16 protein-coding genes and 1 pseudogene are annotated in these 15275 nt (G+C 63.8%); 10 read left to right on the top strand and 7 right to left on the bottom strand.

Features of this window, described 5'->3' with window-relative positions; all coding sequences use genetic code 11:
* Positions 1–34: 34 nt before the first annotated feature.
* The gene (locus tag ACEWQZ_RS04035; protein WP_476481780.1) at positions 35–394 is read right to left on the bottom strand and encodes a HesB/IscA family protein; all 360 of its coding nucleotides are present in this window, start codon (positions 392–394) and stop codon (positions 35–37) included.
* A gap of 58 nt (positions 395–452) precedes the next feature.
* Here ACEWQZ_RS04035 and asnS point away from each other — a divergent pair, with 58 nt between their 5' ends.
* The 4 genes from asnS (at position 453) to ACEWQZ_RS04015 (ending at position 6958) form a co-directional block, all read left to right on the top strand.
* Complete coding sequence (gene asnS / locus ACEWQZ_RS04030; protein ID WP_476481779.1) at positions 453–1850, top strand: asparagine--tRNA ligase; 1398 nt, start codon at positions 453–455, stop codon at positions 1848–1850.
* Between the two features lie 186 nt (positions 1851–2036).
* Complete coding sequence (locus ACEWQZ_RS04025) at positions 2037–3200, top strand: efflux RND transporter periplasmic adaptor subunit (RefSeq protein WP_476481778.1); 1164 nt, start codon at positions 2037–2039, stop codon at positions 3198–3200.
* A gap of 2 nt (positions 3201–3202) precedes the next feature.
* Positions 3203–6334, top strand: a complete 3132-nt coding sequence (locus ACEWQZ_RS04020) for an efflux RND transporter permease subunit (protein ID WP_476481777.1) — start codon at positions 3203–3205, stop codon at positions 6332–6334.
* Between the two features lie 6 nt (positions 6335–6340).
* Positions 6341–6958, top strand: coding sequence for a TetR family transcriptional regulator (locus ACEWQZ_RS04015; protein WP_476481776.1), 618 nt, complete (start codon positions 6341–6343; stop codon positions 6956–6958).
* 14 nt (positions 6959–6972) lie between these two features.
* Here the strand turns inward: ACEWQZ_RS04015 and ACEWQZ_RS04010 are convergent, their stop codons facing one another.
* Positions 6973–7875: an AEC family transporter gene (locus ACEWQZ_RS04010; RefSeq protein ID WP_476481775.1), complete on the bottom strand. Its 903-nt coding sequence runs from the start codon at positions 7873–7875 to the stop codon at positions 6973–6975.
* Between the two features lie 62 nt (positions 7876–7937).
* On the opposite strand from ACEWQZ_RS04010, the gene ACEWQZ_RS04005 reads away from it, so the two are divergent.
* The 6 genes and pseudogenes from ACEWQZ_RS04005 to ACEWQZ_RS03980 form a co-directional block, all read left to right on the top strand.
* A complete protein-coding gene (locus ACEWQZ_RS04005; RefSeq protein WP_476481774.1) occupies positions 7938–8837 on the top strand; it encodes a DMT family transporter in 900 nt (299 codons plus the stop codon).
* Between the two features lie 137 nt (positions 8838–8974).
* Entirely contained in the window at positions 8975–9217 is a 243-nt protein-coding gene (locus ACEWQZ_RS04000; RefSeq protein ID WP_476481773.1) for a type II toxin-antitoxin system prevent-host-death family antitoxin, read from the top strand.
* 119 nt (positions 9218–9336) lie between these two features.
* The gene (locus ACEWQZ_RS03995; protein ID WP_476481772.1) at positions 9337–9567 is read left to right on the top strand and encodes a GDCCVxC domain-containing (seleno)protein; all 231 of its coding nucleotides are present in this window, start codon (positions 9337–9339) and stop codon (positions 9565–9567) included.
* A gap of 32 nt (positions 9568–9599) precedes the next feature.
* Complete coding sequence (locus ACEWQZ_RS03990) at positions 9600–9827, top strand: antitoxin (RefSeq protein WP_476481771.1); 228 nt, start codon at positions 9600–9602, stop codon at positions 9825–9827.
* A 15-nt stretch (positions 9828–9842) separates the two neighbouring features.
* Positions 9843–10301 carry a TA system VapC family ribonuclease toxin gene (locus ACEWQZ_RS03985; RefSeq protein ID WP_476481770.1) on the top strand — a complete coding sequence of 153 codons (459 nt, stop codon included), beginning with the start codon at positions 9843–9845 and terminating at the stop codon, positions 10299–10301.
* 47 nt (positions 10302–10348) lie between these two features.
* A pseudogene (locus tag ACEWQZ_RS03980) lies at positions 10349–10645 on the top strand (type IIL restriction-modification enzyme MmeI); the annotation flags it as partial.
* Here ACEWQZ_RS03980 and ACEWQZ_RS03975 read toward each other — a convergent pair.
* The 5 genes from ACEWQZ_RS03975 to ACEWQZ_RS03955 form a co-directional block, all read right to left on the bottom strand.
* Positions 10640–11254: a hypothetical protein gene (locus ACEWQZ_RS03975; RefSeq protein ID WP_476481769.1), complete on the bottom strand. Its 615-nt coding sequence runs from the start codon at positions 11252–11254 to the stop codon at positions 10640–10642. The pseudogene ACEWQZ_RS03980 and the gene ACEWQZ_RS03975 overlap by 6 nt on opposite strands.
* Entirely contained in the window at positions 11244–11483 is a 240-nt protein-coding gene (locus ACEWQZ_RS03970; RefSeq protein ID WP_476481768.1) for a helix-turn-helix domain-containing protein, read from the bottom strand. Before ACEWQZ_RS03970 ends, ACEWQZ_RS03975 begins: the two co-directional genes overlap by 11 nt.
* A gap of 139 nt (positions 11484–11622) precedes the next feature.
* Positions 11623–13758 carry an FAD-dependent oxidoreductase gene (locus ACEWQZ_RS03965; RefSeq protein ID WP_476481767.1) on the bottom strand — a complete coding sequence of 712 codons (2136 nt, stop codon included), beginning with the start codon at positions 13756–13758 and terminating at the stop codon, positions 11623–11625.
* Between the two features lie 72 nt (positions 13759–13830).
* Positions 13831–14802, bottom strand: a complete 972-nt coding sequence (gene arsS, locus ACEWQZ_RS03960) for an arsenosugar biosynthesis radical SAM (seleno)protein ArsS (protein ID WP_476481766.1) — start codon at positions 14800–14802, stop codon at positions 13831–13833.
* Between the two features lie 232 nt (positions 14803–15034).
* A complete protein-coding gene (locus ACEWQZ_RS03955; RefSeq protein ID WP_476481765.1) occupies positions 15035–15268 on the bottom strand; it encodes a hypothetical protein in 234 nt (77 codons plus the stop codon).
* Positions 15269–15275 lie beyond the last annotated feature (7 nt).

Below are 15275 nucleotides of genomic sequence, written 5' to 3'. Positions count from 1 at the left end.
TAACGCGGGAGGCTTGCGATAGGCAATTCGCGGATCATCCGCCGACGGTAAAACTCTCCCCGCAGCCGCATTCGCCGGTGACGTTGGGGTTGCGAAAGCGGAATTCACGCACCAGGCCCTCCTCGACGAAGTCGACCGTGGTTCCGGCGACCATGGCCAGGGCCTTGTCGGAGACGACAATCTTGAGCTCGTCCTGCTCGAAGACATGGTCGGAGTCGTCGATCTGCTGGGCCAGGCCCACATCGTAAGCGTAACCCGAGCAGCCGGTTCGCCGGATATCGATGCGCAGGCCTTCGCCGCCGTCACGCGCCAGAAATTCGCGAATGCGCGCCACGGCCGAATCAGTGAGGGAAATACCGGAGTTGCTGACGTTTTCTTGGGTTGCAGTAGCCATGTCGGATATTATTGCGTTTCACATCCTGTCTTTCAATCCATAGAGGGTTCTCAACGCCATGCAGACTGCCAGCATCCAACAGGTGCTCGCCGGCGACATTGACGTCGGCTCGGAAGTGACCGTTCAGGGGTGGGTACGCACCCGCCGCGACTCGAAAGCCGGTTTTTCCTTCATTCACCTCAATGACGGCTCGAGCCTGGGCAATCTGCAGCTGGTGGCCGACAAGGCCCTGCCCAACTACGACGACATTCGTCATCTGACCTCCGGCTGCGCCCTGCAGTGCCGCGGAAAGGTGGTCGAATCGCAGGGCCGCGGCCAGAACGTCGAGATTCAGGCCGAGCGGATCGACGTGCTCGGCTGGGTCGACGACCCCGACCACTATCCGGTGCAGCCGAAGAAGCACAGCTTCGAGTTTCTGCGCTCGGTTGCCCACCTGCGCCCGCGCACCAACACCTTTGGCGCCGTGACGCGCGTGCGCCACGCCGCCGCGCGCGCCATCCACGAATTCTTCGACGAGCAGGGTTATTACTGGATCAACACGCCGATCATCACCTCGTCGGATGCCGAAGGTGCCGGCGAGCTGTTTCGCATCTCGACGCTGGATCTGGCCAACCTGCCGCGCACCGACGAGGGCGCGGTGGACTTTGGCGAGGATTTTTTCGGCAAGGAGGCGTTTCTGACCGTTTCGGGCCAGCTCAACCTCGAAGCCTACTGCCTGGCCATGAGCAAGGTCTATACCTTCGGCCCGACATTCCGTGCGGAAAACTCCAACACCGCCCGCCACCTGGCTGAATTCTGGATGGTCGAGCCGGAAGTCGCCTTTGCCGACCTCGATGATCTCGCCGATCTGGCCGAGAGCTTCCTCAGATCCGTCATTGCCCGCGTACTCGAACGCTGCGGCGACGACATGGCCTTCTTTGCCGAGCGCATCGATGCCGACGCCGTCGAGCGGCTGGAAAAGCTGGTCGACAGCGACTTCGTGCGCATGGACTATGCCGAGGCCATCGACATTCTGGCCGCCAGCGGCAAGAAGTTCGAATACCCGGCCCGCTGGGGCCTGGACCTGCAGACCGAGCACGAGCGCTATCTGACCGAACAGCACTGCAAGGCGCCGGTGGTAGTGATGAACTACCCCGACGAGATCAAGGCGTTCTACATGCGCCTCAACGACGACGGCAAGACCGCCGCCGCCCTCGACGTGCTCGCTCCGGGCATCGGCGAGATCATCGGCGGCTCGCAGCGCGAGGAGCGCCTGGACCTGCTCAAGCAGCGCATGGCCAAGCAGGGCCTGGACGCCGAGACCTACCGCTGGTACATCGATCTGCGCCGCTACGGCACCGTGCCGCACTCGGGCTTCGGGCTGGGCTTCGAGCGCCTGCTCAACTACATTACCGGCCTGACCAACATCCGCGACGTGATTCCCTACCCGCGCACGCCGGGCCACGCGCCGTTCTGAAGCCTGCGGCAAGCCGCTGAAAAATCAACTGAAAACTCGCCCGACGGATATTTCTTGCCGTCGGGCGGTTGAAATTCGGCCCACGCAACATACATACATGTATGTATAATTCCGTCGGCCCACCGGCGCCTGTGCAATAAATCATTATTTTCAAGATTCTCCCGTCCGCAACGGAGTGACAAAAACATGTTCCTGTCCCATCCCACCTTCCGCAGCCTGGGTGCTGCGGTCACGCTGGGCGCGATTGCGCTCGTTCTGGCCGCATGCTCCGAACCGCAGCAGTCCCAACAGCCGCCGCCCCCGCCGGTGCGCTTTGTCACCGTCGCGCCGACGGATGTCGCCGTGGAACAGGAATACGCCGGGCGCATCCGCGGCTCGCGCGAGGTGGAAGTGCGCTCCCGCGTGGGCGGCATCCTGCTCGAGCGCCTGTACAACGAAGGCCAGCGAGTCGAAGCCGACGACGACCTGTTCCTGATCGACCCGGACACCTACCGGATCGCCGTCAGCCAGGCCGAGGCCGAGCTGGCCAACGCCCGCGCACGCTTTCAGCAGGCCGAGCGTGAATGGAAGCGCATCTCGGGGCTGTACGAGCGCAGCGCGGTCAGCGAGCGCGAACGCGACCGCGCACGCTCCGAGCTCGAGCTGGCCGAAGCCGGCATGGCGCTGGCGCGTGCCGGCCTGGCCTCGGCCGAGCTGAATCTCGACTGGACGCGGGTCAGCGCGCCGATCTCGGGCATGACCGGGCTCGAAACCCTCTCGGAGGGCAGCCTGATCGACACCGGCTCCCTGCTGACGACCATTACCCAGACCGATCCGGTGCACGTGCGCTTTGCCCTGCCCGAGCGTGATGCCACCATGCAGCGGCGCGCGCGCCGCGCCATGACCGGCGACGCCAACAGCGTCGAGCAGCAGGCACGGCTGGCGCTGCCCGACGGCAGCCACTACGACCTGGAAGGCAGCATCGACTTTACCGACGCCACCATCGACCCCCGCACCGGCAGCGTTTCGGCACGCGCCGTTTTCCCCAACCCCGACGGCGAACTCGTTCCGGGCCAGTTCGTGCGTATCCGCATGCTGACCCAGCAGCTCGACAACGTCTATCGCGTGCCGCGCGCGGCCGTTGTCCAGAGCAGTGAAGGCGCACGCGTTTTCGTGGTCGGCAGCGACAACCACGTCAGCAGCCGCGCCGTCAAGCTCGGCCCCACCGTGGGCCAGGATCGGGTCGTGCTGTCGGGGCTTGAGCCGGACGACCGCATCGTCGTCAGCGGGCTGGTCAACCTGCGCGACGGCATGCCCGTCAACCCCCAGGCCCACAAGGCCACTGATAGCGACAACCGCGACGGAGCCTGAAGATGCTCAGATTCTTCATTGATCGGCCGATCTTTGCCTCGGTCATCTCGATCATCATCGTGCTTGTGGGCGCGGCCGCGATGCGCGCCCTTCCCATCGAGCTCTATCCCGATGTCGTGCCGCCGCAGGTGGTGGTCCAGGCCGCCTACCCCGGCGCCAGTGCCGAGGTGCTGGCCAGCGCCGTGGCCGCGCCGCTGGAGCAGGAGATCAACGGCGTCGACAACATGATCTACATGGAGTCGACCACCACCGACTCCGGCAGCCTGATGATCAGCGTCTCCTTCGAGATCGGCACCAACCCCGACCAGGCGGCCATCAACGTCAACAACCGTGTCCAGGCGGCGCTGCCAAAGGTGCCGCAGACGGTGCGCGAGCTCGGCGTGCGCGTCGAGTCGCGCTCGACCAACATGCTGATGGTGCCCGTGCTGTACTCGCCCGAAGGCACGCACGACCCGTTGTTCATGTCCAACTACGCCCTGCTCAACCTGGTTGACGAACTGGTGCGCGTGCCCGGCGTCGGCGATGCCTCGCTGTTCGGGCAGCAGGACTATTCGATGCGCATCTGGCTCAAGCCGGACAAGCTGGCCCAGTTCAGCCTTACGCCGGCCGATGTGGCCGCCGCCGTGCGCGACCAGAACTCGCAGTATGCTGCCGGGCGCATCGGCGCCGAGCCCACACCCGATGACACCGCCTTCACCATGGCGGTGACCACGCACGGCCAGCTCGATGACGCCGAAGCCTTTGAAAACATCATCCTGCGCTCGCAAGCCGACGGCAGCGTGCTGCGCCTGGGCGATGTGGCCCGCGTCGAGCTCGGCGCCCAGGACTACAACTTCTCGGCCATTCTCAACGGCCAGTCCAACGTGCCGCTGGGGATCTATCTGCAGCCCGGCGCCAACGCCCTGGCCACGGCCGAGCGCGTGTACGAGGCCCTTGACGAGGCCAAGTCGCGCTTCCCCGAGGATCTCGATTACGCGGTGCCCTTCGACACCACCGAGTTCATCAACATCTCGATTCGGGAAGTCTTCATCACCCTGATCATCGCCACCGTGCTGGTGGTGCTGATCACCTTCATATTTCTGCAGCGTTTCCGCGCCACCCTGATTCCGGTGATGGCCATTCCGGTCTCGCTGGTGGGCACCTTTGCCGGCATGCTGGCGCTGGGCTTTTCGGTCAACCTGCTCACGCTCTTCGGGCTGGTGCTGTCAATCGGCATCGTCGTCGACAACGCCATCATCGTGATGGAAAACGTCGAACGCCTGATGAGCGAGAAGAACATGAAGGCACACGAGGCCTCGGTCGAGACCATGAAACAGGTCGCCGGCGCCGTCGTTTCCTCGACGCTGGTGCTGGTGGCCGTGTTCGCGCCCGTGGCCTTTCTGGGCGGGCTCAGCGGCGAGCTCTATCGCCAGTTTGCCGTCACCATTGCCGTGTCGGTGGTGGTCTCCGGCGTGGTTGCGCTGACCTTGACCCCGGCGATGTGCGCGCTGCTGCTCGACAGCACGCGCCAGCGCGTTGCCAAGCCCTTTCAGTGGTTCAACCAGGGCTTCAACAAGCTCACGCGCGGCTTCACCGCTTCGGTCGAGTGGCTGCTGGCCCATGCCGTCATCGGCGTCGGCCTGTTTGTGCTGGTGACGGTACTGGCGGTGCTGGGCATGCAGCGCCTGGCGCCCGGCCTGGTACCGGGCGAAGACCAGGGCGTGGCCATGATCTCCTATTCGCTGCCGCCGGCGTCCTCGCTCAATCGCACCGTCGAATTCCGCGATGAGCTCTCGGAAGCCATCATGGCAATGGACGAAGTCCAGGACTTCACCACTTTTGCCGGTTTCGACATCATCGCCATGGCCCAGCGCACCAACACCGGGGTGGGCTTTGCCAACTTTACCGACTGGAGCGAACGTACCGGCCCCGGGCAGGACGTGCAGTCGCTGACACATCGCATCATGGGCATGGGCGCGGGCATGCCCGAAGCCTTTGTCATCGCCTTTGCCCCGCCGCCGATCCAGGGGCTGTCGCTGACCGGTGGTGTCGAAGGCTATCTGGAAGTGCGCGGTGATGCCGACACGGAAGAAATTCACGCCATTGCCAGCCGGGTGATGAACGCCGCCAACCAGCGCCCGGAGCTGGTCAACGCCCGCACCACGCTGGATATATCCATTCCGCGCTATCACGCCGAGGTCGACCGCGACAAGGCGCTGGCTGCCGGCGTGCCTGTCGGCCAGGTGTTTCAGGCCATGCAGGCCACCTTTGGCTCGATGTACATCAACGACTTCACGCTGGCGGGCCGCAACTGGCAGGTCAACCTGCAGTCCGAAGGCGAGTTCCGCAACCGGCCCGAAGACCTGGACAAGGTCTTTGCCCGCTCCGACAGCGGCGAGCTGGTGCCGTTGAGTTCGCTGGTGACGCTCGAGCGCACGGTCGGCGCCGACGTGCTCAATCGCTTCAACGTCAACAGCGCCGCCAAGATCATGGCCGACGCCGCGCCCGGCTACACCTCCGGACAGGCCAAGGACGCCCTGGCCGAGGTGTTGGCCAAGGAAGTCAACGACAGCAACGTGCTGCCGGGCTGGACCGGCGAGGCCTACCAGCTCGAGGCCGCCGCCGGCGCGGGCACCCTGGCTTTTGCGCTGGGTCTGGTCATGGTCTTTCTGATTCTGGCCGCCCAGTACGAGCGCCTGACCCTGCCGCTGGCCGTGGCCACCGCGATTCCCTTCGGCGTGCTCGGTGCCGCACTGGCTTCCATGCTGCGCGGCTTCCCCAACGACATCTACTTCCAGGTCGGCCTGCTGGTGCTCATTGGCCTGGCGGCCAAGAACGCGATCCTGATCGTCGAGTTCGCCGCCCAGAACCGCGCTGCCGGCATGAGCGCCCTGGAGTCGGCGCTGACCGCCGCACGCCAGCGCTTCCGCGCCATCATCATGACCGCCCTGACCTTCATCGTTGGCACGCTGCCGCTGGTGGTCGCCACCGGTGCAGGCGCCAACAGCCGTCAGGAGATCGGCACGGTGGTGGTAGGCGGCATGGTGTTTGCCTCGACCCTGGCGCTGCTGTTCGTGCCGCTGTTCTACAAGCTGTTCGAAGACTTCTCCGACTGGCACCGGCGCCGCCGGCAACCGGCTGAAACCGAAGGCTGAGCCGCCGTGACCCGACTGAAAGGCACCGCGGCAGAAGCCACTCGGGAGGCCCTGCTGGATGCCGCCGAGGAGATGTTTCATGAAAAAGGGGTCGCCCGCGCGTCACTCCAGAGCATTGCCCGCCATGCCGGAGTGACGCGCGGCGCGCTGTACTGGCACTTCGAGGGCAAGGCCGACCTGCTGCGCCAGCTCATCGAGCGCATTCGCATGCCCTATGAAGAGCTGGTCGACGACATCCCCGACGAACTGGCGGCGGAAAACGGCCTGGATGAAATCCGCCTGGCCTGCCTGCAGGGTCTGCGCCGGCTCGAACGGCCCCGTTACCGGCGCATTCACGCCATCCTGCTGCACCGCTGTGAGGTCTTTGACGATGTTGATCCGGTGGCGCTACTTGCCGACATGTCGCGCGAGGCCCAGGCCGCCACCCTGGCGCGTTTTCGCGCCGCCGAGGCCGCCGGCGAACTGCGCACCGGCCTGGGCGCGGAGACCGCCAACCTGATGATGCACAACCTGCTGGCCGGGCTGTTCCACGGCTGGCATCTGGACCACAAGGCCTTTTCTCTGGTCAATACCGGCAGCGAGCTGATCAACGAATGGTTCCGGCTGATCTCGACTACGGACTGAGGACCACAAACCGCTTACAACAATGCCTGCCCGACATAGAACCACATCGGCACGGTCACGGCCGACAACAGCACGCTCCAGGCGAGCATGGCCGAGGCCAGCGGCGGCGCCAGGCGGGCCGAGCTCAACAGCGCCGCGGCGGTGACCATCGACGGCAGCGAGGCCTCCAGCAGCGTGGCGCGGGCGACGTCCGGCCGCGCATCGAGCAGCACAATCAGGCCAAGGGCAACGGCCGGCAGCACCAGCAACTTGCACACCAGCCCGATATACAGCGGCCTTCTGTAGTCCTGAATCAAACGCAGGTGCAGGCTCATGCCGATTGCCAGGGTAACCAGCGGCAGCAGCATATCGGCAAAGCTGTGGGCCAGCTCCATCAGCCAGGCCGGCAGCCAGGCGTTGCCGAAAAGGAGCGCAACGATCAGCGCCACAAAGGGCGGAAAACCGATCATGCGCCGCGCGATCTCACCCAGCCGCGGTCGCCGGCCGCTGCCGAACCAGGCCAGCACGAACAGCGCGTGAGTGCACAGGATCAGAAACGAGCCGAGCTGGTCGTAGACCACGGCATAGCGCACGCTGTCGGCGCCCAGAAGCGCCTCCGTCAGCGGAAACCCCAGAAACGAAGTATTGCCGAGGGGCACCAGCAAAAGCAGCACGGCAACCGCCTCGCGGCGCAGCTCAAGCCAGCGCGCCAGCGGCAGCACAATGGCAATGCTGGCACCCAGCAAGAGCCAGGGCACGACCACCAGCGGCAGCAGCGCAACGCTGGCCTCCAGCGTGGGCACGTGGATCAGGATCAGCGCCGGCAGGCACAGCATGATCACCACGCGGTTGAGCACCTCGGGCGCGCTGGGCGGAAAGAAACGCGCCAGCGCGCGGCCGGCGGCGACCAGCGAAAGAATGACCAGATAGGCCGACATGGCCGTCGATCATACTGTAATTTGCCTCAGGCAATCGCATCGCAACAGCGCAGGACAAAGCCATGCAGGAAACAGAGCTGACCACCGGCCAGGAACTCAAGGCCATGATCGAATTGACGCTGCTGGGCGCCATCTGGGGCGGCTCGTTTCTGCTCATGCGCGTGGCCGCACCGGAAATCGGCCCCTTTGCCCTGGTCGAGATCCGGCTTTTCTTCGGCGCGCTGGTGCTGCTGCCCTTCGTCTACCGCGCGCGCAAACAGCTGGCCGGGCGCTGGCACGTGCTGCTTGTGATCGGCATTCTGAACTCGGCGGTACCGTTTACCCTGTTCGCCTGGGCCACCTCCATCGCGCCGGCCGGCATCAGCGCCATCGCCAACAGCATGACGGCCCTGTTTGCCGTCGTCTTCGCCGGGCTGTTCTTCGGCGAGAAGATGGGCATCCGCCGCGGCATCGGCCTGGCCTCGGGCATCGTCGGCGTTGGCGTCATGGTCGGCATGCCAATGGCCGGCGTACCGGTCGGCTGGGCCGCGCTGGCAGCAACAATGGCCGCCGCCTGCTACGGGCTGTGCAACAACCTGGTGCGTCGCTATCTTGGCGGGCTGCCGCCAATTGCGCTGGGCGGCGCCACGCTGTCGTGCGCCACCGTCGTAATGCTGCCCATCGCTATCTGGCAGTGGCCGGCGCAGTCCCCTTCAGCCACCGTCTGGGCCAGCGCGATCACGCTCGGCGTGCTATGCACCGGCATCGCCTACGCCTTCCTGTTCCGCCTGATCGAAACCATCGGCCCGGCCCGCACCGCCACCGTCACCTACCTGGTGCCCCTGTTCGGCGTGGCCTGGGCCCGCCTGGTGCTGGGCGAAGCCATCACCCCCGGAATGATGATCGCCGGCGTCCTGATTCTCGGCGGCGTGGCCCTGAGCCAGTCCCGCCGCCGGCGCCCGGTCGTTCCGCGCCAGGCTTGAGAAGGGGCACGGCTTCAGCCACCTGATCAACCCGATCGACGGCGCCGACCACCAAACCCATGAGGATGTTTGAACTACTTTTCAGTCGGCCCCAACCCCGTATACTATCTAGCCAGTCTAGCCAAGCAGGTGCTCCGATGAGCTGGAAACTCGCCGACGCCAAGAACAAGTTCAGTGAAGTCGTCAAACGCGCGCTTACCGAAGGTCCCCAGCGGGTGACGCGGCGTGATGACGCGGTGGTGATTGTCTCGGAGGCCGAGTATCAGCCCCTGACGGGGCAGCAGCCCGGCTTTCGTGATTACCTGCTCGGGGGCGGCCCGAGCCTGAAAGATGTCGACCTGACGCGGGATCGCTCACCCGACCGCGACGTTTCACTGTGAGAGTTCTGCTCGACACCTGCGTACTTTCCGAGATCCGTCACCGGCATTAGAATCATCAACCCCTGGGCACCACTGGGCGTGCACGATGCTTGAAGACTGCGACAATCCGCACAGACAACATGCGCACTTCATCACAAGCAGAGCCTGCCGTGATTCCTGAATCCACTATTACCTGCCTCTCGTGCGGCCACCGTGAAACTGAAACCATGCCCACCGACGCCTGCCAGCACCTCTACGACTGCAAGCGCTGCGGCGCCGTGCTGCGGCCGAAAAAGGGCGACTGCTGTGTCTTCTGCAGCTACGGAACCGTGCCCTGCCCGCCGATGCAAACAGCAGACCGAAGCATTTGACATGCTTTATACAGCGGTGTATTTTTAACATCATGGTTCGCACTCAGATCCAACTCCCCGACGAGCTCTACCGAGAGGCGAAGCGGATTGCCGCCGAACAGGAAATCAGCCTGGCTGAAGTTCTACGCCGCGGATTGGAGCACATGCAGCGCATCTACCCACCCGGACGCAGCGACCGCCCGTGGCAACCGCCCGCGGCTGACGCGCTCGGGGAATTCCAGGCGCCGGAAGAACGCTGGCGCGAGCTGGGCAATGCCTGACGTGTCGGGGTCAACGTGCTCTCCATAGATACCAACATCCTGCTGTACGCGCACAATCGTGACTGCCCCGAGCATCAGCCAGCGCGGGCGTTCATCGAGCAATGCGCCGAGCGCGACGACGTAGCGATCTGCGAACTTGTCCTGCTGGAGCTCTACCAGCTACTGCGCAATGCAGCCGTACTGGCCAGCCCGCTTGACGCGCCCGATGCCGCGGCCGTGTGCATGGCCTGGCGCAACAATCCTCGCTGGGCACTGATAGAAAATGCGCCGGTCATGGACAAGCTCTGGACCGTTGCGCAACGCCCCGGCATCGCCCGGCGAGCCGTATTCGACGCCCGCATCGCGCTGACCCTTCGTCATCACGGCGTCACCGACTTCGCCACCCGCAACACCGCCGACTTCGAAGCCTTCGGCTTCACCCGCCTGATCAACCCGATCGACGGCGCTGATCACCAGATCCATGAGGGTGCCTGAGCTACTTTTCAGTCGGCATCAGTCCCCGTTTCCCCTTCCAGCCCTGCCGCTGGACCGACCGCGACGGCATGGAGCGCGCCAACTACCAGCTCTTTCTCACCGAGCTGTGCCAGTTGCTGGATCTGCCCGGCCCCGAGCCGGCCGGGCCTGATCCGGAGAAAAACGCCTACGTTTTCGAACGCCGGGTCGGCATCGACCACCCCGACGGCTCCCCCACCCGCGGCTATATCGACCTCTACCGCCGGGGCCATTTCGTGCTCGAAGCCAAGCAGGTTGGCGAAAAGCACGAATCCAGCCGCTGGGACAAGGCCATGCTGCGCGCCGCCGCGCCGGCGACCCTATACAACTTCCGCCTCGTAGCCGCCGCGCAGGAAGAATATGCCCAGCGTCAGGAAAGCCACCGGATAGGTCACGAAACTCAGCGGGGAAAGAATGATCGACAGCGCCAACAGCGAGCTGATCAGCAGCATGACGGCGAACACTTTCAGCGTTGTCGCACTGCCGGCATCGGTGACCAGCAAGGCGATCGACAGGGCCAGGCCAGTCAGGCCGAGGATGAAACCCGTGATTATGAACCAGGCCGAGGCCGCGACCACAAGGCCATCGCGGATCGGGTTCGTGAACTCTCCGCTCGGGCTCAATCCCAGATCGAACAGCACGGTAGCGGTCAGCAGCCCGGCGGCAACGGCCATTATCAGCAGCAGGACGGCACAGACACCGCCTTGAAGCTGGTTCTTGATAATGCGACGAAGACTCAGGTAGAGATAGATTTCCATCCCTCCAATCAACACGAACAGTCCGTCCATCGGCCCCAGGCGAGTGATGTCGGCGCTGAAGCTTTCCGCTACCGACGCGGCAGCAAACCCTTGCCAGAGGGCGGTGAACCAGTAGACGGGAAACAGGACAGCGAGTGCGATGGCGACATAGCCAGGCAGGGTGTGTTCACGAGTCATGGGATTTCCTCCCTTGCGTTTGGTGGTCTTCGACGAACTCGAGCAGATCGCCCGGCTGACAAGCAAGTGCTTCGCAGATCGCCTCGAGAGTGCTGAAACGGATGGCTTTGACCCGCCCGTTCTTGAGCAGCGAAAGATTGGTCATCGACACGCCGACCCTTTGCGACAGCTCGGTCAGGGACATCTTGCTTTTCGCCAGCTCAATATCCAGGTTGATGCGAATGGCCATAGACCGGACCCTCAGTACGAATGTTATGCTATTCGTCTTATAATTTACGTTTATCGTAAACTAATTAACGAGCAAAGACAACCCCTCGGCCATACCTCGGAGTCTGATGGTCAGGATGGTGGTAATTCGCTGGGTGAGCTCAGCGGCGCCGCCAGGCGTGAAAGCGCTCCAGCCAGGCAAGCGCCCGTTCAGGTGCATGCGCTCGTTTCCATTGGCCGGCGACGAACTTGTTGGCCTCGATCAGGGTGGGATAGGCGTGGATGGTGCCCAGGATCTTGTTCAGGCCCAGCCCGTGGCGCATGGCGGTGACGAACTCACCGATCAGCTCGCCGGCGCTCTCGCCGACGATGGTTGCCCCCAGAATCCGGTCCTTGCCGGGTACGGTCAGCACCTTGACGAAGCCGTGCGCCCCGCCTTCGGTGATGGCACGGTCGAGTTCGCCCAGGTCGTAGCGGGTGACTTCGTATTCGATGCCGGCTTCGCGCGCCTGGGTTTCATTGTGGCCAACATGGGCGATTTCCGGGTCGGTGAAAGTAACCCAGGGGATGACCGAATAATCGGTCTTGAAACGGCGAATGCCCAGCAGCAGCGCGTTGACCGCGGCATACCAGGCCTGATGAGATGCGGTGTGCGTGAACTGGTAAGGACCGGCAACGTCACCGCAGGCGAATATATTCGGATAGCGCGTCTGCAGAAATTCGTTGAGCTCGAGCGTGCGCGTCGCCGAGATCTCGACGCCCAGCTCCTCGAGGCCGAATCCGGCGGTGTTGGGGGTACGGCCAACCGCCACCAGAATCTGGTCGAACTCGAATTCCACATCGCCGCCCTGATGTTCGCAGATCAGAACCTGCCCGCCGTTGCGCCGCCCAACGGCTTTGGCCTTGTGCTCGGTACGCACGTCGATTCCTTCGGCTGCGAATCGCCTGGCAAGATACGTCGAGACATCGGGGTCTTCGCGGGTCAGCAGCCGGGGCGCCATTTCGACCTGGGTCACCCGGCTGCCAAATCGCGCAAAGGCCTGGCTGAGCTCGCAGCCGATATTGCCGCCACCGAGCACGAGCAGGCGCTGCGGCAGCTCGCGCAGGTTCCACACCGTGTCGGAGGTCAGATAATCGACCTTGTCGAGGCCCGGAATTGGCGGCACCAATGGCCGCGCTCCGGTCGCCACCACGATGCTGCGGGTTGTCAGCTCGCGGCCGTTGACCTCGACCGTATACGGCGAGGTGATGCGGGCTTCGCCTTCGATTGCATCCACGCCCAGCGAGCGATAGCGCTCAACTGAGTCGTGCGGAGCAATTTCCGCGATGACTTTCTGAATGCGCTCCATGACCTGCGCGAAGTCGACGCGAATGTTGTCGGCGTGTACGCCAAACTCACCGCCGCGCCGCATCAGGGAGGCAACGCGCGCCGAGCGGATCATGGCCTTGGACGGCACGCAGCCGTAGTTCAGGCAGTCACCGCCCATCCGGTCTTTCTCTACCAGCGTGACTTTGGCGCGCACGGCCGCCGCTATGTAGGCGGTAACCAGCCCGGCCGAGCCGGCGCCGATGACGACGAGATTGCGATCGAAATGCCGCGGCCTGGGATAACCCTTCAACGCCCTGCGCGATTTTGCTCGCTCGATCAACTTGCGTGCAATCAACGGAAACAGGCCGAGCAGAACGAACGCAGCAATCAATCCGGGCGAGAGCACGTCGGAGGTACGCTCGATGGTCGCGATCTGAGTGCCGGCATAAACAAAGACCAGCGTGCCCGGCAGCATTCCGAGCTGGCTGATGACATAAAAGGTTGCGGTACGTATCGGCGTCAGGCCCATGACCAGGTTGACCACGAAAAACGGAAATGCCGGCACCAGCCGCAGCGTGAACAGGTAGAAAGCGCCGTCTTTTTCAATCCCCCGATTGATTGCCTTCAGGCGCCGCCCATACTTGTTCTGCACCCAGTCGCGCAGAAGATAGCGGGCCACGAGAAAAGCCAGCGTGGCGCCAATGGATGAAGCAAACGAGACCAGCAGCGTGCCCCGGAACAGCCCGAATACCGCGCCGGTGATCAGGGTCATCACGGCAGCACCCGGCAGCGACAGCGCCGTGACGGCCACATAGACCAGAAAGAATATCCCGGCCGATACCCACGGGCTGGCGTTTACCGCGGCCTGCAGACGACCCTGCTGTGCCTTGAGCCATGACAGCTCCAGGTACTGCCCGAGATCGAAAGCGAAGAACAGGATGATGGCCGCGATGATGCACGTCAGAAGCGCGATTCTTGTCTTGTTCATGACCGATGCCTGAAGGCTCGGGAATCGACTCGACGCTGCAGCGATCGCCGGCGCAGCGAGCGGGCCATGGCCTCATGCAGCATCGGTCAGGGCGCCCCCGCAGCTGCTGCCCTGCCCTGCGGTGCAGCCATAGCAATGGTCAGCCACGTGGATCGGCTTGCCTGTGAGCTCTGCGTCAACAAGGTCGCGCAGATGCACGTGGTGATCGGCTGTTGCGCCCAGCGGCATGTCGAGCATCTGATTGAAGTCGCAGTCGTAAACGTAGCCGCGCCAGTCCACGCTGATCAGATCGCGGCACATGACGCTGCCCAGATTATCGCGTCGATAGGCATTCTTGAGCAGGGCCATGTAGTCATCGAACTGGTTTTTCGATACCAGCATGCTGCCAAAGCGCTTGATCGGCATGTTGGTGATGGTATACAGATGATTGAACTCGATGCCGAACTCCGCGCGCAGATGCGCTCGGTAATCGGCCTCCAGCGGCGCCTGCGGCGGGGGCAGCTGCGGGCCATCGGGGTTGTAGACCAGGTTGAGGGTCAATCCGCTGCCGTGGCGGCCGTAGCCGAGCGCATTGAGCGCCTGCAAAGCGGTGATGCTGCTTTGAAACACCGTCTTGCCGCGCTGGCGGTCAACGGTTTGCTCGGTGTAACAGGGCAGTGACGCAATCACCTCGACCTGCTGCGATGCCAGAAACCCGGCAACCCATTCGTAGCCGGGCTCGTTGAGGATGGTTGGATTGCAGCGATCGATGACGTGGATGCCCATGTCCCGCGTTGCTTGCACCAGATCGCGAAAATGCGGGTTCATTTCCGGCGAGCCCCCGGTGACATCGAGCGTCTGGATGGCGTGGGCGCGCATGAACTCCAGCGCCGTATCGATGGTGTCGCGCGCCATCAGCTCGGTTCGCTTCGGGCCGGCGGCAACGTGGCAGTGAGTGCAGGCCAGGTTGCACAGATAGCCGAGATTCATCTGCAGCGTTTGCAGCGGCCGGCGGCGGATCGCGGGAAAGTCGGTATCGATCAGCCGTATTCTGGTGTCGTGCATGGGTGTTTCATCCTCCGGTTGCCTTGCGATGGCGGATTTCGAGCTCATCGAGTTGTTGCCGATCCGGCGTGCTCGAATATAGCCGATAGCGGTGCACGCAGGCGTCAAGACTGCAACCGGAAGCACGGATCATCCCTTCGGGCGCGCAGGCCCTCGGGTCGGGCCGAGCCGAGCCGGCCCAGCCCTTTGGGAATCGATCTGAAAAAGGCGGCTTGCCGGACGGCGCAGTCAGTCAGGCGCGATCGACCAGTCCGCTCTCGCCGGCCTTGTCGGCGCAGTGTGCGCAGCAGTAGACCGTCTGCTTTTTCTGTACGCCGTGCCCGATGACCCGACAACCACAATGGGCACACTCGGGTGCCAGCGTGTGAATGGCGCACTCGAAGGAATCGAATTCGAAGCGCTCGCCGTCTTTCTCGACGGTGAACGTGTCGTCGTACTCATTGCCGCAGCTTGCACAGATACCCATGCCACGC

The organism is Wenzhouxiangella sp. YN1 (assembly GCF_056324145.1).
Note: the sequence above shows the minus strand (reverse complement) of the source record. Positions and strands in the feature narration are given on the sequence as shown.